Genomic DNA, 22,140 nt, shown 5'->3' with positions numbered 1-22,140 from the left:
TAATATAAGCGTTACGTTTTAACTTAAAAATCTATGTAAAGCTACAGCAAAATACTATTATACTAAAATAATTCAAATTAAATATTACTACGTTTTTTAAAAAATTCAGCCTAAATATTAAACACTTATCATTTTAAGAGCTTAAAAATATCATATTCACAAAAACAAAGAGTAAAAAAACCTCTTAAATGTAGTAACAACAAAGACAATCGCTACTGTTTTACTGAGAAAAGCAACATTTTAAAAGTGCAAAATTAATGGAATTTAGTAACGAATTAATGCAATGTAATTATTACCTTTTCGCCTTTAAATAATCATCAAAATAACATTGAAAAAAGAGTCCGAATATTTCCTTGATAAAGAATACAACGCTATTACTTATGGTAGAGATGATGCGAATTTCAAGGATTTTGAATGTTGCACTTTTAATAATTGTAATTTTTCAGCTTGTACATTTTTGGCCGTTACTTTTATTGATTGCATTTTTAATGATTGTATTTTTAGCGAAGCCAAAATAAATTATGTTGCTTTTAGAACGGCTACTTTTAATCGTTGTGAAATCAAAGAAGTAAATTTTGCCATGTGCGATAAACTCATTTTCGAAGTTCACTTTTATGATTGCATCTTGGATTTTTCAAAATTTTATACCTTAAAAATGAAAGGAACTACTTTTAGCAATTGCAGCCTTATTGCCGTTGATTTTATGGCTACTGACCTTACAAGTGTTCTTTTTGATAATTGTGATTTATACCGATCAGAATTTGATAAAGCCATCGCCAACAAAGCCGATTTTAAAACAAGTTACAATTATACCATCGATCCATCAAAAACAAAACTAAAAAAAGCTGTTTTTTCTTTGAAAGAAGTGAAAGGCTTGTTGTTTAAACATGATGTGATTGTGAGCTAGTTGATAGTAAAAATAAAAAAGCCAGCTTTAACTGGCTTTGATTGTATTTTGGCTGGAAGTTTATCCCACTAAAATGTTTCTTTTCATAATCAATACTTTTAAAACTTCTTCTCCATAACATAATCCTCCATTAAATAACCCTTTCCGATATCGATGTTCACTTCATCAATGATTTCAAAACCTATTTTTTTATAGAAACCTAAAGCTGAATTAAATCTATTTACGTTTAACGATAATGCTCTTGAATGGTTCTCTAACGCTAATTTTTCAATCAAATCAATCACTTTTTTACCAATTCCTTTTCCTTGCGTTTCGGGTAAAAGATATATTTTATGAATTTTGGTTATGGCTTTGTCTTTATAATGATGCTCAATTCCAATAAATCCTATATTGACTTCACCATCCGAAATCAAATAAAACAATTGCTTTTTTTTATTGTATTGATCACTTAAAGCTTCATCAGAATAAAAAAGACCTAACATATACTCTAATTGTTCTTTTGATAAAATTTCACCGTATGTAATGGGCCAGGTGATATCTACTATTTTCTGAATTTGTTTAATATCACTTATTTTTGCTGCTGTAATCGTAATCATATGTTATTTTAAAAATACTTTTATTAATTCGTAAAAATTTGATTTTCCTGTTCACTCACTCTTATAAAGGTGGTTCGTTTCGTCAGTTCTTTTAATCTGGAAGCCCCAACATAAGTACAAGTACTTCTTAATCCTCCCAAAATATCCAATACCGTATTGATAACCTGCCCTTTAAAAGGCACCTGAACTGTTTTACCTTCGCTTGCCCTGTATTCGGCAACACCACCAACATGTTTGTCCATAGCGGTGGTAGAGCTCATGCCGTAAAATTGCTTGAATTTTTCTCCGTCAACTTCTATTAACTCTCCACCGCTTTCAGTATGCCCGGCAAACATTCCGCCTAACATTACAAAATCTGATCCGGCGCCAAAAGCTTTTGCGATATCTCCCGGAGTACTACAACCACCATCGCTAATAATATGTCCGCCTAAACCGTGGGCTGCATCTGCACATTCTATAATTGCTGAAAGTTGCGGATAACCCACGCCTGTTTTTACTCGTGTGGTACAAACAGAACCGGGTCCAATTCCAACTTTTACAATATCTGCCCCTACCAATAATAGTTCCTCTACCATTTCGCCTGTAACTACATTTCCGGCAATAATAACTTTGTCCGGATATTGTTCCCTGATTTGTTTTAAAACCTCAACAAAATGCTCTGAATATCCGTTTGCTACATCAATACAAATAAATTTAAGTAGCGGGTTTGCCGTAATAATTTGAACAATTTTTACAAAATCTTCCGATCCTGTTCCTGTACTAATGGCAATATAATTGTAAAAATCCGGTGTTACATTTTTTAAAAAAGCACTCCATTGTTGTAACGTATAATGTTTGTGAATAGCCGTAAAAAGCTTTTCCTTGGCTAAAACCTTCGCCATTTCAAAAGTTCCAACGGTATCCATATTGGCTGCCATGATTGGAACTCCTGTCCAGATTGCAGTACTATGTAAAAATTTAAAATTTCGTTCTAAAGTGACTTCAGACCTACTTTTTAATGTAGATCTCTTAGGTCTAATCATTACATCTTTAAACCCTAATTTCAGATCAGTTTCTATTCTCATGGCTTTAAATTTTCGTTACTCTCAAATATAATAATTCTGAAAGTGAAATCTTATAATCGATCACAAAACTAATTATCCATTTATCAACAATTTATTAATTTTTAGATTGTTGAGTCCCGCAATAAATTATTTAAAACTTTACGCTTACTTAAACGCCGATGAAATAGATTCGCTAAAGCGAAAACGCAGATTTAAAACGGATTTTACTTTTTTAAATTTCAAAGAATTAGCAACTATTTTTAATTGGAATGCTTTTCTCCCGATAGCTATCAGGATCACTCAACCTGACAAATGTGAAACCTGAAACAAAAAAAACTATCCGTGAATCGTTTCTCCTTTTCCGTAATTGGTGATAATTGATTCTTCGTAGGCAAGCCATTCTCTCCAACGTTTTTCAACGTCAATTCCTACTCCGTATTTTCTGGCGTAAGTGATAAAAGTGGTATAGTGTCCGGCTTCGCTTTCCATTAATTCTCTATAGAAAACAGCTAATTCTTCGTCTTGGATATTTTCTGACAAGACTTTAAAACGTTCACAGCTTCGTGCTTCAATCATTGCAGAAAACAACAACCTTTCTACTAAACCTGAAACCCGGCTTCCGTCTCCGCTTTTCTTCATATATAAATACAATTCATTTACATAATCGTCTTTGCGTTCACGTCCTAATTTTAATCCTCTTTTGATAATGATATTGTGAACCTGCTCAAAATGATCAATTTCTTCTTTGGCTAAAGCCAGTAAATCTTTGACCAAATCCTGATGCTCTGAGTTATTCGTAATAATCGTTATTGCATTTGTAGCTGCTTTTTGCTCACACCACGCGTGATCTGTCAGGATTTCTTCAATATTCTTTTCTACAATATTTACCCATCTTGGGTCAGTTGGCAATTGTAATCTTAATACACCCATTTTTTAAGTCTTAAAGTTAGAAAGTCATAAAGTTGTAAAGTCGAAATTTGTAAAAATAAAAGTCGAAGATCAAAAACTAAAAATAGAAATTACATTCCATTCCAAGACTTTCGACCTTCGACTTTAAGACTTTATGACTAATTTTTAGTATACGAAAATCGGTCTTTCGCTCATCATTTCATTTACTTCGTTAGCCACTTCTTCGATAACTGCTTCATTTGTATGATCAGCAAGAACTTTATCAATTAAAGCTACGATAGTTTCCATGTCTTCTTCCACTAAACCACGAGTTGTGATTGCAGCTGTTCCAACACGGATTCCTGAAGTTACAAATGGTGACTTATCATCAAATGGAACCATATTTTTATTTACAGTAATTTCTGCTTTTACTAATGCATTTTCAGCTTCCTTACCGGAAATATTTTTATTTCTTAAGTCAATAAGCATCATGTGGTTATCAGTTCCTCCTGAAATAATTTTGTATCCTCTTTTTACAAAAGCATCTGCCATAGCATTTGCATTTTTTTGCAATTGCATCGCATAAGTAAAGAATTCATCTTTTAATGCTTCACCAAAAGCTACAGCTTTAGCAGCGATAATGTGCATTAAAGGTCCACCTTGATTTCCAGGGAAAACAGCAAGATCCAATAAAGAAGACATCATTCTGATTTCTCCTTTTGGAGTTTTCAAACCTTGTGGATTTTCGAAATCTTTACCCATCAAAATCAAACCTCCACGTGGTCCACGTAACGTTTTATGTGTTGTTGTAGAAACGATATGGCAATGAGGAATTGGATCATTCATCAATCCTTTAGCAATAAGACCTGCCGGGTGAGAAATATCAGCAAACAAGATTGCACCTACACTATCTGCAATTACTCTAAAACGCTCAAAATCCATATCACGAGAATAAGCAGATGCTCCGGCGATGATTAATTTTGGTTGTTCTTTAGTTGCAATTTCCTGAATTTTATCATAATCTAAACGACCAGTTTCAGCATCTACACCGTAAAAAACCGGTCTGTATAAACGACCTGAAAAGTTTACCGGAGAACCGTGAGTCAAGTGACCACCGTGAGATAAATCGAAACCTAAAATAGTATCACCAGGATTTAAACATGCGTGGTAAACTGCCGTATTTGCCTGTGATCCTGAGTGTGGTTGAACGTTTGCATATTCAGCTCCAAATAATTCTTTAGCCCTGTCAATTGCAATTTGCTCAATAACATCCACTACTTCGCAACCGCCGTAGTATCTTTTGCCAGGATATCCCTCAGCATATTTATTAGTTAAAACAGAACCAGCTGCTTCCATTACCTCATCACTTACAAAATTCTCTGAAGCGATAAGTTCTAATCCGTGAATTTGTCTGTCTTGTTCCTCTAGTATAAGGTCAAAAATTTGTTCGTCGCGTTGCATTTTTTCGTTTTTCGTTAATTTCCTGCAAAAATACAAAAAAACGTTTGTCAAACTGCTAGATTATGATATATTTGACATAGAATTTTTCAACAAATAATTAACATTCACATGCCAATAACCGCTAACGATACCAAAAGAAAATCATGGTTAGAAGTGCCAGAAAATAGCGACTTCCCTATTCAAAATATTCCTTTCGGTGTATTTCTTACTAAAGAAAATGTCGTTACAGTAGGAACACGAATTGGCGATTACGCTATAGATTTAGGGGCTTTACAACAATTAAACTATTTCGCAGGAATAGATTTAACAGATGATATGTTCATGCAGGATACGCTTAATGATTTTATTTCTGATGGAAAAAAAACATGGCGTTTAGTTCGAAATCGCATCGCAGACATTTTCGACGAAACCAATCCACAACTAAGAGATTCAACAAAAGATCGAGATATTGTTATTTTTAAAATAGACGATGTAGAAATGCAATTACCTGTGTTAATAGGTGATTACACTGACTTTTATTCGAGTAAAGAACATGCAACGAACGTAGGAAAAATGTTCCGCGATCCTGAAAATGCTTTATTACCAAACTGGTTACACATACCTGTAGGATACCATGGAAGAAGTTCTACAATTGTTCCGTCCGGAATTCCTGTGCACCGCCCAATGGGACAAACTTTACCGGCTGGGGAAAAATATCCTGTTTTTGGTCCGTCCCGTTTGGTAGATTTTGAATTAGAAACAGCTTTTATTACCACTGATGTCAATATAATGGGAGAAAATATCCCAACGTATGAAGCCGAAGATTATATTTTTGGAATGGTTTTATTGAATGACTGGAGTGCGCGCGATATCCAGAAATGGGAATATGTGCCCCTTGGGCCCTTCTTAGCCAAAAACTTTGCTACATCAATTTCTCCCTGGATTGTAACTATGGATGCTTTAGAACCTTTTAGAACCAAAGGTCCTAAACAAGATCCGTCACCGCTTCCTTATTTACAGACTAAAGGTAAAAAAGCTTTTGATATCCATTTAGAAGTTTCGATAAAACCTGAAGATGCTGAAGAAACTGTGGTTTCTAAATCAAATTTTAAATATTTATACTGGTCAATGAGTCAGCAATTAGCACATCATACTTCAAACGGATGTCGTGTTAATTCCGGTGATATGATGGGCTCCGGAACAATTTCCGGTCCAACTCCGGATAGTTTTGGTTCTATGCTAGAATTGACCTGGGGAGGAAAAAATCCTTTGAAATTAAGTGATGGCACTGAGCGTAAATTTATCGAAGATAATGATACGGTCATCATTAGAGGTTTCTGCGAAAATGCAGAAGTACGTCTTGGTTTTGGAGAGGTTGCCAGTCAGCTTTTACCACCATTTATCAGACCATGAAGAGCCGATAAAATACCTGAAGAGATATAAACAAAAAACCTTGTTAGTTGACTAACAAGGTTTTTTTTAAACTATACTGGAATCTGTTGGCTTAAACAATGTAATGTCCCGAATCCCCAGATAAAATCGATACAACTTATTCCGATTACTTCTCTGTCCGGGAAACATTCTGATAATATATTTAGAGCTACTCTATCATTACTATCGTTAAAAGTAGGAACTAAAACACAATTGTTTAAAATTAAGAAATTGGCATAACTGGCCGGTAACCTTAAATCTTCAAAATCGACACGTTTTGGCATTGGTAATGCTACAATAATTGGCGATTTTCCGTCTTCTAATTTTGCATTTTGCAAACGCTTTAAATTATCTTGCAATGGTTCGTAATTGGCGTCACTTTTATCGGTTTCCACAATCGTCACAATCGTATCTTCATTTACAAATCGGCATAAATCATCGATATGTCCGTGTGTATCATCTCCTTCTATTCCGTCGCCCAACCATATTACGTTGGTAACTCCTAAATATTCTTTAAAAACAGCTTCATAATCTTCTTTGGTAAAATTCTTATTTCGAACCTGAACAGAGGAATGCATCAGACATTCTTCGGAAGTCAATAAAGTTCCTCTTCCGTTTACATCAATTGCACCGCCTTCTACAATAACCGGTTTTCCTTTATATGTTACTTGTGTTAAAGGAACATCTATAAAATCAGCTATTTTAGACGGAACCAATTTATCTAACTGATAATTTTTATATTTCGCCCAACCATTGAAATTGAAATTTAATGCTTCTCTTTTCGAGCCATTTTTCACAATAATTGGACCCGAATCACGCATCCAGCTTCTGTTGGTTTTATGAATGATAAAAGAAACGTTTGCAATATTAACACGTGCTCTTTCTAACATTTCAGCTACTTTTTCCTTTAATTTTTCATCGGCTACGACCAAAAAAACGGTTTCAAAAGTGGCTACTTTTTTAATAAATTCTACAAAAGCCCATTGAACTGCCTCGTATTTACCCGGCCAGTCGTTACCATTATGCGGAAAACATAATACAATTCCTTGTTGTTTTTCCCATTCTGCTGGAAATCTTCTACTATTTGTTGACATAAGAGGTTCTAAATTTGAAAGAGTACAAAGATAATCATTCAAAAGGATTATAAAATAGTTCAACCAAAATGAAATTACATTTAGAGAGATTATCTGACAAAAATTAAGTTAAAGATTAAATAATGAAGTCTTAATATACGGGCAAAATCTGGTAATTACATTTGGCAAAACTAAAAAACACAAAATGAAGAAACTAAGTATTACGTTATTAGCCGCTTTATCCATCATGGTAAGTTGTAATAATGATGAAAATTCAAAGAATGAAACCGAAGTTCTTGTCAATGAAAATCCGGGAACTTTTAAAGAAATTGGCTCTATTACTATTGGTGGTGAAGGTGCTGCCGAAATAACAGCTTACGACGAAAAAACAAAAAAACTTTTTGCCGTAAATAATAGCGGAACAAATCAAATTGATGTAATTGATTTATCTGATCCAACTAAACCCGTTAAAATTGGTAAAATAGATCTAACACCATATGAAGGCGCTTCTAATAGTGTTGCTGTTTTTGACGGAAAACTGGCAGTAGCCTTAGAATCAACCGTAAACAAACAAGGAAATGGTAAAGTAGTTGTTTTTAATACTACAGATTATAGTGTAATAAAGCAAATTACCGTAGGGGCATTACCGGATATGATCACTTTTTCACCTGACGGAAAATACATCATGACCGCTAATGAAGGGGAACCCAACACTGATTATTCTCAAGATCCAAACGGAACCATTTCTATTATCGAAGTAACTAATAATTATGCCGTTACCACATTAGATTTCAGTTCTTTTAGCAGTCAGGCAGCAGCTTTGACAAAAGAAGGTTTTAGAATTTCGAAATTTGCTAAAAGTTTTGCCCAGGATATTGAACCTGAATATGTGACTATTTCAGATGATTCTAAAACAGCTTGGATTACACTGCAAGAAAATAATGGTGTAGCAAAAGTAGATTTGACTTCTAAAACTATTACGGCAATTTATCCATTAGGTTTTAAAAACTTTAATACGGCAGAAAATGCAATTGATGTAAGTGATAAAGATGATAAAATAGCTTTTAATCCGTGGAAAGTAAAAGGTATGTTTATGCCGGATGGCATTAGTCACTTTTCTGCCAATAATGTTCCTTATTTTGTTACAGCAAACGAAGGCGACTCCAGAGAGTACAACGCTTACTCTGATATTAAAAGAATGAAAGACATGAAGCTGGATGCAACTGTTTTTCCTGATGCTGCAACTTTAAAACTAGAAAGTAATTTAGGACGATTAAATCTTATTGCTGATATGGGTGACACTGATGGCGATGGTGACCTTGACGAAATGGTCGCTTTTGGAGGACGTTCTTTTTCTATCTGGAACGGAAATACAGGTAAAATTGTTTACGACAGCAAAAATGATGTAGATAAAAAAACAAATGAACTTGGAACTTATGATGATAAACGCAGCGATGATAAGGGTTCTGAACCAGAAGCTGTAGTGGCCGTTAAGATGGGAAGTCAGAATATTCTGTTTGTTGGATTAGAAAGATCGGATGCTTTCATGACTTATGATGTAACAAATCCTTCTTCGCCACAATATTTGCAAACTGTAAAAACCGGCGATGCTCCAGAGGGAATATTATTCATTCCAGCTTCTAAAAGTCCAAGCAAAAGAAGTTTGTTAGTTGTTAGTAGTGAGGGAGATGGAACCATAAAAATATACCAACCAGATTTAAAATAAGTTTCACATTTACCGATTCTAAAAAGGGCTAAATTTATATTTAGCCCTTTTTTTGGCTCAAATCTTTTGATTCTTTTAACGTATTTACATAAATAAAACCCAAAAGGTGGGAATTATGTAAGACCAAATAGAACACATTCTGAAGTTCGTAGTATAATTTTGTCTGGAGTTTAAAACTAAAAACTCATAATAATAACAATTAAATTAAAATTTGGATATCATGAAAAAGAAATTAGCTTCAGTATCACTTTTACTACTAACATTCGCTGCGGGTGCACAAAATATGGCAACGACATCAACTCAATCCTCAATAGACAAACCTGATTATAATAGATGGTCTATCGAATTGAACGGTGGAGTAAACAAACCTCTAAGAGCAATAACACCTGGTTACTCTACTGAATCTGTTAGTCCGTTTCACGCAGATTTAGGGGTAAGATACATGTTCAATCCTAAATTTGGTTTGAAACTGGATGTTGGATATGATCAATTTCAGGAAAGAGATGATACTCCAGAATTCGAAAGTAAATATTACAGAGCAAGTTTACAAGGGGTTATTAACCTTGGTAGAGCTTTAAACTTTGAAACATGGACTAACACTTTTGGTTTATTGGCACATGGTGGATTTGGTGTTTCTCAATTAAGTTCAGACAAAGGTTTTGACGGAAAAGATTACATGGCTCATGGAATCGCCGGTTTAACAGGGCAAATTAGATTGAGTAACAGAGTTGCTTTAACAGGAGACCTTACAGGTATTGTTAACGGAAGACAAAATCATAACTTTGATGGGCACGGAACAACAACTACTGGTTCATTAGACGGTGTCTTATTAAATGCTTCTGTTGGTTTGACTTTTTACTTAGGTAAAAACACGAAACATGCTGACTGGTATTCAGAAGAAAATGAAAGATTAAACAAATTAGAAGACAGAGTTACAACAATCGAAACAAATCTTATCGATACTGATAAAGATGGTGTTGCTGATTTGTATGACTTAGAGCCTAATACTGTTTCTGGTGTTGCTGTTAATACAAAAGGACAATCTATTGATAACAATCAAAATGGTGTTCCGGATGAATTAGAAAGTTACTTAGACAAAACCTATGTTAAAAAAGGTGCAGAAAGTACAGCAACAAACAATACTGTTGAAGAATTGATTAATGGAGGATATGTTAATGTATATTTTGACTTTAACTCATCTAAACCAACAAATGCTTCTTTATCTGGTGTTGATTTCTTAGTGAAATACTTGAAAAATAATCCAGGTAAATCTGCAGATATCGTAGGATATGCTGATGAAATTGGAAGTTCAAGTTATAACACTGAATTGTCAAGAAAAAGAGCTGAAGCTGTGAAAAAAGTAGCTGAAAATGCTGGAATTGATGCTTCAAGATTGAATGTAATTGCTAACGGTGAAGATACTTCAGTGAATAAAAATTCTAAAGAAGCACGTCAAATCGTAAGAAGAGTTACTTTCAAAGTAAAATAATCTTAGTATATTTTTTTTAAAAATCCGCTTCGGAATATTCTGAAGCGGATTTTTTTAGGCTTTAAAGAAAACAAAAAAGGACGAAATTTACATTTCGTCCTTTTAGTATTTATAAATTGACTGAATTAGTCAATCGCTCTCTTCGTAATATCGCCAAAAGCATCGATTCTTCTGTCTCTGAAAAATGGCCAGTTCTGACGTACATTTTCCTGAAGATCCAAATCAACTTCAGCAATCAGAATTTCTTCCTGATCGTGAGAAGCCTGAGCTAAAATTTCACCTTGAGGTCCTGCAATAAATGAAGCTCCCCAAAATTGGATTCCTTCAGTTCCCTCAATATATTTCTCTAAACCAATTCTGTTAGCAGCGGCAACGAAAACTCCGTTTGCCACAGCATGACCTTTCATAACGTTCATCCAGGCACCATATTGATTTTCACCATATTGTTCCTTTTCTTTTGGGTGCCATCCAATTGCAGTTGGGTAAAACAATACCTCTGCTCCTTTTAAAGCTGTAATACGAGCAGCTTCCGGATACCATTGGTCCCAACAAATAAGGGTCCCTATTTTTCCTTTTTTAGTTTCAATAGCCTGAAATCCTAAATCACCCGGTGTGAAATAGAATTTTTCGTAAAAGTGCGGATCATCCGGAATATGCATTTTACGGTATAATCCAGCTTCTGTACCATCAGTATCAATAATATATGCACTGTTGTGGTAAATTCCAGCCATTCTTTTTTCGAAGAAAGGAACAATAATTACTACTCCCAATTCTTTTGCCAATTCGCTAAAAGCAATAAATGAAGTACTGTAAAGTGGTTCTGCTAATGCAAAATTATCTACATCTTCGCTTTGGCAAAAATAATGACTGCTATATAATTCAGGCAATAAGATCACTTCAGCGCCTTTATTGGCAGCATCTTTTACCCAGCTGATACATTTTTTAAGATTATTTTCGGCAACGTCGTTAAGATTTAACTGAATAACGGCGATTTTATATTTTCTTTTCGGCATGACATAAAAATTTAGAGTGCAAAAATAGTAATTTTTAGAGGAATGGCAAAGTGTGAATATTTTATAAAAAGTTTTAAATTTAGTACACAAGACAGGTTAAGTCATCTCAACGAAAGAGAAATTACACTCGTAAATCGATGCGTTTCTGTTATCATTTCTACTTTGTCGAAATTGATAAATCCCTGGCATCTACATCAATTCACATTCAAATAAAAAAAAACCACTTTACATCGATCTAAATAATTAAATCTTTATAAAATGGTCTCTAAAGTAAATCTATAAAACCTGATTATTCAATAACCACTTTTGTTGTTACAAATTCAGTTTCTGATTTTTTGAATTTGATTTCGAAAGTTCCTTTTGCAGCTGATTTGAATTTGTATACTGTTTTCTTAGGATCCGGAACCTGTAGTGTACAAACTTCTGATGGATATTTTGCCTCAACCTGTAAACCTTTTACTGAACCAATTGTTACCTCACTAATTTTATCAAATTCTCCGCAAGCGTTGTCTACAATAAAAGTAACATCATAACTCAATTCTTCATTTATTTTTCCGGTTGCGGGTCCTTTAACTTCTGTAACCAGTGCTACTTTTGATTTTACAGGAGCAACTGCATGATCGTCATCATTACTGCATGAAATAAATGCCGTTGCTAAAAATAATACTACTAAAACTGATTTAAATCTAAAATTTTTCATATAAAATTATAATTAATTGTTAATTACTATGAAGATGTAGTGCAGTTGTTTTGGTTGCTTTGTGAAACTGTTAAATAATTCAACCAAAACATTAAACAATTCTATATCAAAAGATTAGATTAATAAAAAAATTTACACTACAACAGATATTTCTTATAAAAATTATATTTTATAACATAACCCCGATGAAAATGGCATCGTTTTTATCTGCCTTTTTTGCAGATAAAAAAATATAATGGACAGCGGGAAAAGTGGTCTTTTTGAAGATGACTAATAGGCTACCAAAAAAAACACCAGCCTTTCGACTGGTGTTTAATACGCTGTATTTAGTGCTTTTTATGCTTCCTTTTTCTTTGAAAATATCTTTTTGAATAGGTTTACAATCCCTAAAACGACAAATCCTAGTATAAGTCCGATAACGAACTCTTTTAAAATAGAAGGCAAATTAATTTTAGGTACCAAATGATGAAAAAACGGGATATAATGCACGAAGATTCCGCCTGCAACAAGAATTAAGGCTATTGTACCAATTACGGTCAGGCTTTTAATGACTATTGGAAGCGCTTTTACCAACAGGTTTCCGATAAATTTTGAAAGACTTTTTTCTTTTTTGCTAAACTTAATCAATTTATAACCTGCTTCATCCATTCTTACAATAAGGGCGACGATACCATAAACACCAATAGTAGCAATTAACGCAATTAACGAAGTTACAATGATTTGCTGTATAAGTGGTTCGGTAATTACGGTACCTAAAGCAATAATTACGATTTCGACAGATAAAATAAAATCGGTTATGATGGCTGATTTTACTTTTCCCTTTTCAGCTTCCAGAATTTCTTCTTCAGTTAAATTTTCTGATGTGATTCCTTGTGATTCTTCGTGACTATGTGGAAATATAAATTCATAAATTTTTTCTGCTCCTTCGTACGCTAAAAATAATCCTCCAAGTACAAGGATTACAATAATTGCGACTGGCAAAAATGCACTTAATAAAAAAGCTATTGGTAAAATAATTATTTTATTCAGAAGCGAACCTTTACTAATTGCCCACAAAACCGGAAGTTCTCTGGAGGATGCAAAGCCTGATGCTTTCTCTGCATTTACAGCTAAATCATCGCCTAAAATTCCGGCTGTTTTTTTTGCTGCAATTTTACTCATTACTGCAACATCATCCATAATTGCTGCGATATCATCTAATAGTACGAAAAAACCTGATGCCATTATACTTTATTTGTTTTTAAAAACTGTCTAATTCACTGGATTTGAGCATCCGGATTCATGTACCAGTTTGATTATTTATCTGCGCTAATCTAATGCTTTTTTATTAATTTTTTGCATCAAAAACTAACTGCATTGCCCCAAAAGAACCCAGATAATTATAAAAACGAAGATGGTACCAAAACACCCTCCTCCTAATTTTTTAGCACCGTAACCTGCTAGTAATCCTCTAAAAATATTGTTCATAATGTTTTCTCTTTAGGTTATTTATTGATTTTAATAATTTATTTGTAAAGATCAGAAGTTAGGCATAAATATTTTTATAAGACTTTGAATAAAAGTTTCATCATTTACGGATTTTAAAGTTTTTACAAAAAAAAAGACACCAGTCTTTCGACTGATGTCTTTTAAATATTAAAACTTAAAAAATTATTGTTCACTATGAGTTTGGTTTCTGAAAACCAATTGCCCATCGAAAGCATCTAATAAAATAATACTGTCCGTAGTGATGTTTCCTGCCAAAATTTCTTTAGACAATTGATTCAGCACTTCTCTCTGAACAACACGTTTTACAGGTCTCGCACCAAACTGCGGATCGTATCCCTTATCTGATAAATATTTGATAGCTTCTGGTGTTGCATCCATCGCAATGCCTTGTAAGGCCAGCATTTTTGTAACACTCTTAAGCTGTAAGCTAACAATTTTAGAAATATTCTCAACTGTTAAAGGTGTAAACATTACGATTTCGTCGATACGATTTATAAATTCCGGACGAACTGTTTGTTTCAACAATCCCAAAACTTCAGCTTTTGCAGCTTCTGTTGCAGCTTCAATACCTCCTTTTAAATTCTCAAATTTCTCTTGTATAATCTGACTTCCCATATTGGATGTCATGATAATAATTGTATTTTTAAAATCAGCCAGACGACCTTTGTTATCGGTCAAACGACCTTCATCCAGTACTTGCAACAAGATGTTAAAGGTATCAGGGTGTGCTTTTTCGATCTCGTCTAACAAGATCACAGAATACGGTTTTCTACGTACGGCTTCCGTCAACTGACCACCTTCGTCATAACCTACATATCCTGGAGGTGCACCAACCAAACGACTCACACTGTGGCGTTCCTGATATTCACTCATATCGATACGCGTCATAGCATTTTCATCATCAAAAAGATATTCAGCCAAGGCTTTTGCCAGCTCCGTTTTACCAACTCCGGTTGTTCCTAAAAATAGGAACGTTCCCACTGGTTTTTTCATGTCCTGCAAACCTGCACGACTTCTGCGAACGGCATCGCTGACAGCTTCAATCGCTTCTTCCTGCCCCACAACACGTTTATGCAATTCATCTTCAAGGTGCAATAATTTTTCGCGTTCTGTCTGAAGCATTTTCATAACAGGAATTCCTGTCCATTTTGCCACGACTTCTGCAATATCTTCACGTGTTACTTCTTCCTTGATCAAAGAAGTTCCTAATTGATATTCTTGTAATTGTTTTTGTAAAACCTCAAGACGTTCTTGTGCTTCTTTGATTTTTCCGTAACGAATCTCGGCTACTTTTCCGTAATCACCATCACGTTCTGCACGTTCTGCTTCATACTTAAAATCTTCAATTTCTAATTTTACAGCCTGAATTCCGTCAACAACGTCTTTTTCCGATTTCCATTTTGCATAAATTTCATTGCGTTCTTCTTTCAGATTCGCCAAATCCATTCGAAGAATTTTCAGTTTGCTTTCTTCTTTTTCACGTTTAATAGCCTCTATTTCGATTTCCAGCTGCATTATTTTACGATCCAAAACATCTAACTCTTCTGGTTTTGAATTGATTTCCATACGCAGTTTAGAAGCTGCCTCGTCCATTAAATCGATCGCCTTATCCGGTAAGAAACGATTTGTGATATAACGTTGTGACAGTTCGACAGCAGCAATAATAGCTTCGTCTTTTATCTGAACTTTATGGTGTGTCTCGTACTTTTCTTTGATTCCGCGTAAAATCGAAATAGCACTTTCAGTATCCGGTTCATCAATTAAAATCTTTTGGAAACGACGTTCCAGCGCTTTATCTTTCTCAAAATATTTTTGATATTCATCTAAAGTCGTTGCCCCAATGGCTCTTAATTCACCACGAGCCAAAGCAGGTTTTAAGATATTAGCCGCATCCATAGCGCCTTCTCCTCCACCGGCACCTACAAGTGTGTGAATTTCATCAATAAATAAGACAATATCACCTTCTGCAGCTGTAACTTCTTTTACAACCGCTTTTAATCTTTCTTCGAATTCTCCTTTAAATTTAGCACCTGCAATCAGCGCTCCCATATCAAGAGAGAAAACGATTTTATCTTTTAAGTTTTCAGGCACATCACCATCAACAATTCTATGTGCCAATCCCTCAGCAATAGCGGTTTTACCTACTCCCGGCTCACCTATTAACATCGGGTTGTTTTTTGTTCTGCGCGTTAAGATCTGTAACACACGGCGGATTTCTTCATCACGGCCAATAACCGGGTCGAGTTTTCCGTTACGTGCTAATTCGTTTAGATTTTTAGCATATTTATTTAATGAATTATAGTTTTCTTCCGCTGAAGCCGATGTTACTCTTTCTCCCTTACGAAGTTCTTCAATAGCAGCTTTAAGACCTTTTCCCGTAACTCCCTGATCTTTTAAAATCTGAGAAACTTTGCTTTTTGAATCAAAAATTGCCAAAATTAAATGTTCGATAGAAACATATTCATCGTTCATTTTTTGTGCAATGATCTCCGCTTCATTCAATGCTTTGTTAGCATCTCTCGAAAGCAAGATATCACCTCCGGAAACTTTTGGAAAACTTTCAATTGTACTGTCTAATATTTGTAAAAATAACGGAACATTTACATTGAGTTTTTTCAAAATAAAAGGAGCAACATTTTCATCTACTTCAAAAATAGCTTTAAAAATGTGTTCGTTTTCTATTTGTTGTTGTCCGTTGCGTTGCGCCAATTGCTGTGATAGCTGAATGGCTTCCTGCGACTTGGTTGTAAATTTATTTATGTTCATATGTATACGATTTATGGTTGATTATCAGTTATTATAGCAATACCATTAAAATTACGATTTATTGGGTTAAATTTTTAACTTAAAATGATATAACTTTGCTTCAGAACATTCAAATTATATTCCATACTAAAAAAACAGACAAAATGACATTAAAAATAGGTATTTAACTCATTTTTAACGCCAAAAAGTCATTAAACACGTCAAAATATGAGTTTTTTAAATTCAATCTTCGGAAATTCAGAAAATACAGAATCTCCAAAAAGCAATGTAAATTGGACCGAATTAACAGATATAGCACAATTAATGGAAATTGAAGCTATTTCAGATGAAAAACCGGTAGTCATTTTTAAGCACAGCACAAGATGTAGCATTAGCCGCATGGCTTTGAAACAATTTGAACGCGAATTTGATTTGGAAAACGTAGTTGATGCTTATTTTTTAGACCTGATTGCGCATCGGGATATTTCAAATGAAATTGCGAATCGATTTAATGTATATCACGAATCACCGCAACTTATACTAATTAAAAATGGAAAAGCTGTTTATGATGTTTCGCATAGTGATATCGATGCTATAGCACTAAAAGCTAAGGTATAATATTTTTCCCACAGATTAAAATGATTTCAGACTTATTTTTTTTCAATCTGAACTGATCGTTTAATCTGTGGGCAACTTTAATTTAAAAATTTCCTTCTGAACCTCCTCCGCTGAAACCGCCACCTCCAAAATCCATTGGGGAATCTGGAGCTTTGGCCTCTGGTTTCATACCATAAGCAGAGGCGATAATTAAAGCTTCTGCATTTAAAATAGCGTTTGAATTATTGATTCTGTCCGGCTTAAATGTCAAACCAACTTCATTATCTTTTAATTTTTTTATCGAAAAATACGCGATAGCAAATAAAACTAATCCACCAAGCGTTAGTGCTACTTCTATTGGTAAAACTGAATAATAGAATCGAATTGTGTAAATAGAAAATCCGATGGCTAAAAAGCTTATCCAAAGCATGATCCTATCTCTTGTTTTTAAAGCCTGGATCAAATATAAAACGGGAACAATAAAAGTAAAAGCATAAAAGAAAACAGCAAACGGAATATCATTGCCCGGGAGAATTTCATTTCCTAAAAACGCTGCCGAAAGTTCCCGTACTACCAAATAATTACAGGAAAGATAAAAGAGTATTAAGCAGAAACTATTTGCCAATAAAAGTCCGTTATAGTAATAAGTTACCTTTAGATTCTTCATCATTTTTTTAGTAAAAAAATAAAATGCAGCCGAAACCAGCATGCCAGCAAATGGCAAAATTGTTTTTCCAGTGGTCCCAAGCTCAAACATTCCGTAAAATAAAACGGCAGAAGATGCGAGACAAAAGACTAATAAAGATAACAAATGCAAATATCTTCTGTACATCAAAAAAGAGGCTACAGCAACAAAAAAGGCAATCTCTAATTCATAACCTTCAGTAGTTATAGAAACAGCAAATCCAACATTTAAAATGGCTCCCAAAATAAAAGCATCATCTAATCCATGTCCGTAATATTTTTGACTGGCCAAAAATTCTGCTCCTGTAAAACCAACAACGGCAAAAATATAACAGCAAATATTTAAAAAAGAATGTTCAAAATCAGAACTGGTCAATCCAAGTAATGCAATTACGCCACAAATAGACAAATAAGAAAGGGCTCCTAACAAGAAGAATGCTAATCGTACCAAAATATTACTTTGCCTTTTAAAAGCAGGTAACTCTTTTTTAATGAGATCTTTTTGTTCCTTAGTAATAAATCCGGCTGATGCTAAAGACTTAGCTTCATCAACTAAAGCCAAATTGTCTAATAAATTTTTATCATATACTATCATACTGCAATCTCTTTATTGAAAGTTTTAATCAATTTTATGAATATTACTATCGAACCGATAAAATAGACCGGAAGAATTAAAATGAATAATTCCCAAACATCTGAAAAATTAATTTTGTCGAAAATCCTGACCAGGAATATATTTAAACCAATATAACCATAGATTATCATAAATACATACAATGAAATCGCCTTAAGTTGGTAGCTAATTTTATAGAAATAATAGGAAGAACCTGCCAATATCAATGTAAAAAGAATCCAAATACCATAATCATCATTTATTAAATTACTTATTGCTGCAATGCTAATAATATGCAAAGCAAATGTTAGGTAAATAATATTAAAATGTGTTTTCAATTGAACTCTAGAACTATAAATCGTCCATAAAATGAGTAAAATACCAAGCGCTATGGCAGAATAGCTTAAACTTTGAGTTGAATAAAAATTATTATTATTGAATAAATCCTGAGGTGTTACCGAAAGCCCGACATAAGCCGCCAAACCAGTAATAGCAATCGTCAAAACACTTTTATTATCGAAATAATAGGCACAAAAGAAACTAACAACGGTTGGAATTAAAGTTGCCAATCCGTAATGTGTCCCGAATGGTTTATACTGAAATTGTAAATATCCTATAAAAATACAAGTCAAAATACTTGCTGCTAAAACAAGATATTCGAGAACCGGATGTTCAAAAGTTGTTTCCTGTTTTTGAAACCCTTTTGAATTTTTAAAACAGAAATAAAAACAAACTCCAATAACAATTAGTAATAATGACAGAATTGCAATATGTCCAATAGTATCAATATTGTTATAGATTAAAATTCCGATTCCGGACGTAAATAACAAAACAGATAAATAAAGAAACAATTTCAATTCTGCATTTAGCGAGAAAATATTCAGACTGCGATAAGAAGTTATTTCCTTATATTGATTTTCAGTTATAAGATTTCTCTCCAGAAGTGCCTTAGTAGCTTGGTCGTCAAACTTATTCATATTTTACATTTATAAACGTACAAATCAAAAATAGTCATTATTTGCTTCAATAAAACTTTAGATAGTAGAAAATTACTTACTAAACAACTGCTTTATTTTTCTTTAAGCGGAAAGTCTCTATAATATTTTGGGAAAATAATTGTTTATACACTTTATTAAACTAAATTCGTGTAATCGATTACATTAAAACTATATCAATCAGAAACCACAAAACTAACCCATAAAAATGAAAAAAAATCTTTTTTTACTCTTCTTCTTTGCATTGAGCATATCGAATCTTTTTGCACAAAATTATTATTTAGTATCTCCGGAAGGATTTGGTGCTGCAACCACCGGAGGCGGAACTGCAAATCCTGTAACCGTAAGTTCATATGATGACTTGCTGGCAAAAATTAAACTGCCAACTCCTGAAGTTATTTTAGTATCGGGCACAATTACGATTCCTGCCGGCAAGCCCATACAACAAGTAGTTTCAAACAAATCTATTATTGGATTACCCGGTGCAAAACTTATCAACGAAAACCAATCGAATCCCGGAGCCGGAATTTTGTATTTAAAATCCGGTTCTGACAATGTGATTATCAGAAACCTTGTTTTTGTTGGCCCTGGTTCTTACGACATTGATGGTCAGGATAATCTGACTGCTGATTGTACTAATCTTTGGGTAGATCACTGCGAATTTCAGGACGGTCAGGATGGCAATTTTGATAATAAAGGAAAAACAGATAATGTTACCATATCATGGTGCAAATTTACTTATTTAAAAGCGCCAAAATCAGGAGGTTTGGGAGGAGCTGATGATCATAGTTTTAGTAATTTAATTGGTTCCGGCAAAAATGACTTCCCTGATGATGGGCATTACAGTATCACTTTTAAAAATTGTTATTGGGCCCAAGGGTGTAAACAAAGAATGCCTCGCGCCAGAAATGCTGAAATTCACATTTTAAATTGTTATTACAGTACATCAGAATCCGGTTCTTTGGCAATTGGTTTAGGCGGAGGTGCAAAAAACGCAACTTGTTATGTAGAAGGTACTGATTTTGCCAAAGTCGAAAAGGTATTTAAAGAATACATCAGCACAGACGGAGGAACAGTTGGAATTGCTTTTTCAAATTGTCGTAAAGCTCCAATGGATTTTGGTACAACAGTAAACAAACCTTCTTATGCTTACACTACCATACCTCTTGGAAAAGTAGAAGAATATGTAACCAATAAATTCTGTGGTGCAGGTGCTACGCTTCAGGTAAGCTCAACTGGTGTTGTATCTGTAAATTGCAGTAACAAAATCTAATTACAACTTAATTTTGTGCATAAAAAACCCGATTTGTGCCGGATACAAATCGGGTTTTTATTTTATTTTGAAATATTTTTAAAGCGCTGCTTTCATTTTATCTTTTATAGCATTCAGGCACAAATTATTGATACTTCCTTCATGTGTATGTTTTGTTTCTTTTGGAGATTGATATGTTCCCGATTCTAATTGTTCAGCAACAGCTTTATATGCATCTCTAAAAGGCATTCCGGCAACCACCATTTCATTTAAAGTATCAACGGTAAACAAATAATCGTATTTTTTATCTTTTAGGATATTGTCTTTTACCGTGATATCTTTCACTGAGAAAATGGCAATGTCCAAACAAGCTTTTAAAGTTTGAATTGCAGGAAATAACCCTTCTTTTAAAAGCTGTAAATCTCTGTGATAACCGCTTGGTAAATTATTGGTAATTAAAGTGATTTCGTAAGGAAGTGCTTGAATCTTATTGCATTTTCCTCTGATTAATTCAAATACATCCGGATTTTTTTTGTGTGGCATAATACTCGATCCCGTAGTAAGATGTGCAGGTAAACCGATAAAATCAAAATTTTGACTCATATACAAACAAACGTCCATTGCGAATTTTGATAAAGTCCCTGCTACACTTGCCATTGCAAAAGCAACAGTTTTCTCTGCTTTTCCGCGGCTCATTTGTGCTGCAACAGCATTGAATTTTAGGGTTTCGAAACCTAATTCCTCAGTAGTAAAGGTTCTGTTGATTGGAAATGAACTTCCGTAACCTGCTGCAGAACCTAATGGATTTTGGTCTACAATTTTTGAAGCTGCGTTTAACATTGTAACATCATCGATTAAACTCTCTGCATAAGCAGAAAACCACATTCCGAATGAGGATGGCATTGCAATTTGCAAATGTGTATAACCCGGCAATAAAACATTTTGGTGTTTCTCTGCCGATTCCATTAGCAAATCAAACAAAGTTTTAACTTGCTCTTTTAATGCTTTTAATTCATCTTTTAAATACAAATGAACATCTACTAAAACCTGATCGTTACGAGAACGCGCCGTATGGATCTTCTTTCCGGCATCGCCTAGTTTCACCGTCAGTAAATATTCAATTTTGGAATGTACGTCTTCAAAACTGTCTTCGATTTCAAAGTTTCCTTTTGCAACGTCAGCAATGATTTCATTTAAGGCATCAACCAAAGAAGTAGTTTCTTCCTGAGTTAATAAACCAATTTGCCCAAGCATTTTCGCGTGTGCAATAGAACCTAAAGCATCGTATTTTGCGAGAACCAAATCCAGTTCACGATCGTTTCCTACTGTGAAGTGTTCGATTTGTTTGTCTGTTGCAATTCCTTTTTCCCAAAGTTTCATAGGTAGATTTTTAGACTTCTTAGATTGTTAGATTTTTAGATTGTTGGATCTTATTTTCTAATTTATTCTAATATTGGTGT

At 34.0% G+C, this 22,140-nt stretch carries 18 protein-coding genes; 6 read left to right on the top strand and 12 right to left on the bottom strand.

Annotation, left to right across the window (positions count from 1 at the left end):
• Positions 1-328 precede the first annotated feature (328 nt).
• Complete coding sequence (locus ACQY44_RS04905; RefSeq protein WP_428229278.1) at positions 329-907, top strand: pentapeptide repeat-containing protein; 579 nt, start codon at positions 329-331, stop codon at positions 905-907.
• A 98-nt stretch (positions 908-1,005) separates the two neighbouring features.
• Here the strand turns inward: ACQY44_RS04905 and ACQY44_RS04900 are convergent, their stop codons facing one another.
• From ACQY44_RS04900 to glyA, 4 genes are all read right to left on the bottom strand, one after another.
• Positions 1,006-1,503 carry a GNAT family N-acetyltransferase gene (locus ACQY44_RS04900; protein ID WP_428229277.1) on the bottom strand — a complete coding sequence of 166 codons (498 nt, stop codon included), beginning with the start codon at positions 1,501-1,503 and terminating at the stop codon, positions 1,006-1,008.
• Positions 1,504-1,526: 23 nt separating this feature from the next.
• The gene (locus ACQY44_RS04895) at positions 1,527-2,567 is read right to left on the bottom strand and encodes a GMP reductase (protein ID WP_428229276.1); all 1,041 of its coding nucleotides are present in this window, start codon (positions 2,565-2,567) and stop codon (positions 1,527-1,529) included.
• Positions 2,568-2,882: 315 nt separating this feature from the next.
• Entirely contained in the window at positions 2,883-3,476 is a 594-nt protein-coding gene (locus ACQY44_RS04890; protein WP_055097892.1) for a tRNA-(ms[2]io[6]A)-hydroxylase, read from the bottom strand.
• A gap of 144 nt (positions 3,477-3,620) precedes the next feature.
• Positions 3,621-4,895 carry a serine hydroxymethyltransferase gene (gene glyA, locus ACQY44_RS04885; protein ID WP_072964016.1) on the bottom strand — a complete coding sequence of 425 codons (1,275 nt, stop codon included), beginning with the start codon at positions 4,893-4,895 and terminating at the stop codon, positions 3,621-3,623.
• Positions 4,896-5,003: 108 nt separating this feature from the next.
• On the opposite strand from glyA, the gene fahA reads away from it, so the two are divergent.
• Positions 5,004-6,287 (top strand): fumarylacetoacetase, encoded by a 1,284-nt coding sequence (gene fahA, locus ACQY44_RS04880; protein ID WP_428229275.1) that lies wholly within the window; start codon positions 5,004-5,006, stop codon positions 6,285-6,287.
• Positions 6,288-6,358: 71 nt separating this feature from the next.
• Here fahA and ACQY44_RS04875 read toward each other — a convergent pair whose 3' ends face one another.
• Positions 6,359-7,399 carry an agmatine deiminase family protein gene (locus tag ACQY44_RS04875; protein WP_428229274.1) on the bottom strand — a complete coding sequence of 347 codons (1,041 nt, stop codon included), beginning with the start codon at positions 7,397-7,399 and terminating at the stop codon, positions 6,359-6,361.
• A 184-nt stretch (positions 7,400-7,583) separates the two neighbouring features.
• Here ACQY44_RS04875 and ACQY44_RS04870 point away from each other — a divergent pair, with 184 nt between their 5' ends.
• Positions 7,584-9,104 (top strand): choice-of-anchor I family protein, encoded by a 1,521-nt coding sequence (locus ACQY44_RS04870; RefSeq protein WP_428229273.1) that lies wholly within the window; start codon positions 7,584-7,586, stop codon positions 9,102-9,104.
• A 220-nt stretch (positions 9,105-9,324) separates the two neighbouring features.
• Entirely contained in the window at positions 9,325-10,593 is a 1,269-nt protein-coding gene (locus ACQY44_RS04865; protein WP_428229272.1) for an OmpA family protein, read from the top strand.
• A 125-nt stretch (positions 10,594-10,718) separates the two neighbouring features.
• On the opposite strand, the gene ACQY44_RS04860 is transcribed toward ACQY44_RS04865, so the two are convergent.
• The 4 genes from ACQY44_RS04860 to clpB form a co-directional block, all read right to left on the bottom strand.
• Positions 10,719-11,606: a carbon-nitrogen hydrolase gene (locus tag ACQY44_RS04860; protein ID WP_056251458.1), complete on the bottom strand. Its 888-nt coding sequence runs from the start codon at positions 11,604-11,606 to the stop codon at positions 10,719-10,721.
• Between the two features lie 289 nt (positions 11,607-11,895).
• Positions 11,896-12,306, bottom strand: coding sequence for a hypothetical protein (locus ACQY44_RS04855; RefSeq protein ID WP_428229271.1), 411 nt, complete (start codon positions 12,304-12,306; stop codon positions 11,896-11,898).
• Between the two features lie 336 nt (positions 12,307-12,642).
• Complete coding sequence (locus tag ACQY44_RS04850; RefSeq protein WP_428229270.1) at positions 12,643-13,530, bottom strand: DUF808 domain-containing protein; 888 nt, start codon at positions 13,528-13,530, stop codon at positions 12,643-12,645.
• A gap of 426 nt (positions 13,531-13,956) precedes the next feature.
• Positions 13,957-16,560 (bottom strand): ATP-dependent chaperone ClpB, encoded by a 2,604-nt coding sequence (clpB, locus tag ACQY44_RS04845; RefSeq protein WP_428229269.1) that lies wholly within the window; start codon positions 16,558-16,560, stop codon positions 13,957-13,959.
• 207 nt (positions 16,561-16,767) lie between these two features.
• On the opposite strand from clpB, the gene ytxJ reads away from it, so the two are divergent.
• Entirely contained in the window at positions 16,768-17,157 is a 390-nt protein-coding gene (gene ytxJ / locus ACQY44_RS04840; RefSeq protein WP_428229268.1) for a bacillithiol system redox-active protein YtxJ, read from the top strand.
• 82 nt (positions 17,158-17,239) lie between these two features.
• On the opposite strand, the gene ACQY44_RS04835 is transcribed toward ytxJ, so the two are convergent.
• A complete protein-coding gene (locus tag ACQY44_RS04835; RefSeq protein WP_428229267.1) occupies positions 17,240-18,415 on the bottom strand; it encodes a hypothetical protein in 1,176 nt (391 codons plus the stop codon).
• Complete coding sequence (locus tag ACQY44_RS04830; RefSeq protein ID WP_428229266.1) at positions 18,412-19,410, bottom strand: DUF2157 domain-containing protein; 999 nt, start codon at positions 19,408-19,410, stop codon at positions 18,412-18,414. Before ACQY44_RS04830 ends, ACQY44_RS04835 begins: the two co-directional genes overlap by 4 nt.
• Positions 19,411-19,636: 226 nt before the next feature.
• Between ACQY44_RS04830 and ACQY44_RS04825 the strand changes: the two genes are divergently transcribed.
• On the top strand, positions 19,637-20,701 hold the full coding sequence (locus ACQY44_RS04825) for a pectate lyase family protein (protein WP_428229265.1): 1,065 nt from the start codon (positions 19,637-19,639) through the stop codon (positions 20,699-20,701).
• 78 nt (positions 20,702-20,779) lie between these two features.
• Here ACQY44_RS04825 and argH read toward each other — a convergent pair whose 3' ends face one another.
• The gene (gene argH / locus ACQY44_RS04820; protein WP_428229264.1) at positions 20,780-22,060 is read right to left on the bottom strand and encodes an argininosuccinate lyase; all 1,281 of its coding nucleotides are present in this window, start codon (positions 22,058-22,060) and stop codon (positions 20,780-20,782) included.
• Positions 22,061-22,140 lie beyond the last annotated feature (80 nt).

Origin of the sequence: Flavobacterium sp., from assembly GCF_965277525.1 — a bacterium.
Lineage (GTDB): Bacteria > Bacteroidota > Bacteroidia > Flavobacteriales > Flavobacteriaceae > Flavobacterium.
The sequence above is the reverse complement of the archived record's forward strand: the minus strand, read 5'-3'. Positions and strand labels throughout refer to the sequence as shown.

Coding starts and splice junctions, on each gene's coding strand:
- ACQY44_RS04855 (WP_428229271.1), bottom strand. CDS start 12,306: ATGAAAAATTTTAGATTTAAATCAGTTTTAGTAGTATTATTTTTAGCA.
- glyA (WP_072964016.1), bottom strand. CDS start 4,895: ATGCAACGCGACGAACAAATTTTTGACCTTATACTAGAGGAACAAGAC.
- ACQY44_RS04830 (WP_428229266.1), bottom strand. CDS start 19,410: ATGAATAAGTTTGACGACCAAGCTACTAAGGCACTTCTGGAGAGAAAT.
- ACQY44_RS04900 (WP_428229277.1), bottom strand. CDS start 1,503: ATGATTACGATTACAGCAGCAAAAATAAGTGATATTAAACAAATTCAG.
- argH (WP_428229264.1), bottom strand. CDS start 22,060: ATGAAACTTTGGGAAAAAGGAATTGCAACAGACAAACAAATCGAACAC.
- ACQY44_RS04875 (WP_428229274.1), bottom strand. CDS start 7,399: ATGTCAACAAATAGTAGAAGATTTCCAGCAGAATGGGAAAAACAACAA.
- ACQY44_RS04865 (WP_428229272.1), top strand. CDS start 9,325: ATGAAAAAGAAATTAGCTTCAGTATCACTTTTACTACTAACATTCGCT.
- ACQY44_RS04850 (WP_428229270.1), bottom strand. CDS start 13,530: ATGGCATCAGGTTTTTTCGTACTATTAGATGATATCGCAGCAATTATG.
- ACQY44_RS04870 (WP_428229273.1), top strand. CDS start 7,584: ATGAAGAAACTAAGTATTACGTTATTAGCCGCTTTATCCATCATGGTA.
- ACQY44_RS04835 (WP_428229267.1), bottom strand. CDS start 18,415: ATGATAGTATATGATAAAAATTTATTAGACAATTTGGCTTTAGTTGAT.
- ACQY44_RS04825 (WP_428229265.1), top strand. CDS start 19,637: ATGAAAAAAAATCTTTTTTTACTCTTCTTCTTTGCATTGAGCATATCG.
- clpB (WP_428229269.1), bottom strand. CDS start 16,560: ATGAACATAAATAAATTTACAACCAAGTCGCAGGAAGCCATTCAGCTA.
- ACQY44_RS04895 (WP_428229276.1), bottom strand. CDS start 2,567: ATGAGAATAGAAACTGATCTGAAATTAGGGTTTAAAGATGTAATGATT.
- ACQY44_RS04860 (WP_056251458.1), bottom strand. CDS start 11,606: ATGCCGAAAAGAAAATATAAAATCGCCGTTATTCAGTTAAATCTTAAC.
- fahA (WP_428229275.1), top strand. CDS start 5,004: ATGCCAATAACCGCTAACGATACCAAAAGAAAATCATGGTTAGAAGTG.
- ytxJ (WP_428229268.1), top strand. CDS start 16,768: ATGAGTTTTTTAAATTCAATCTTCGGAAATTCAGAAAATACAGAATCT.
- ACQY44_RS04890 (WP_055097892.1), bottom strand. CDS start 3,476: ATGGGTGTATTAAGATTACAATTGCCAACTGACCCAAGATGGGTAAAT.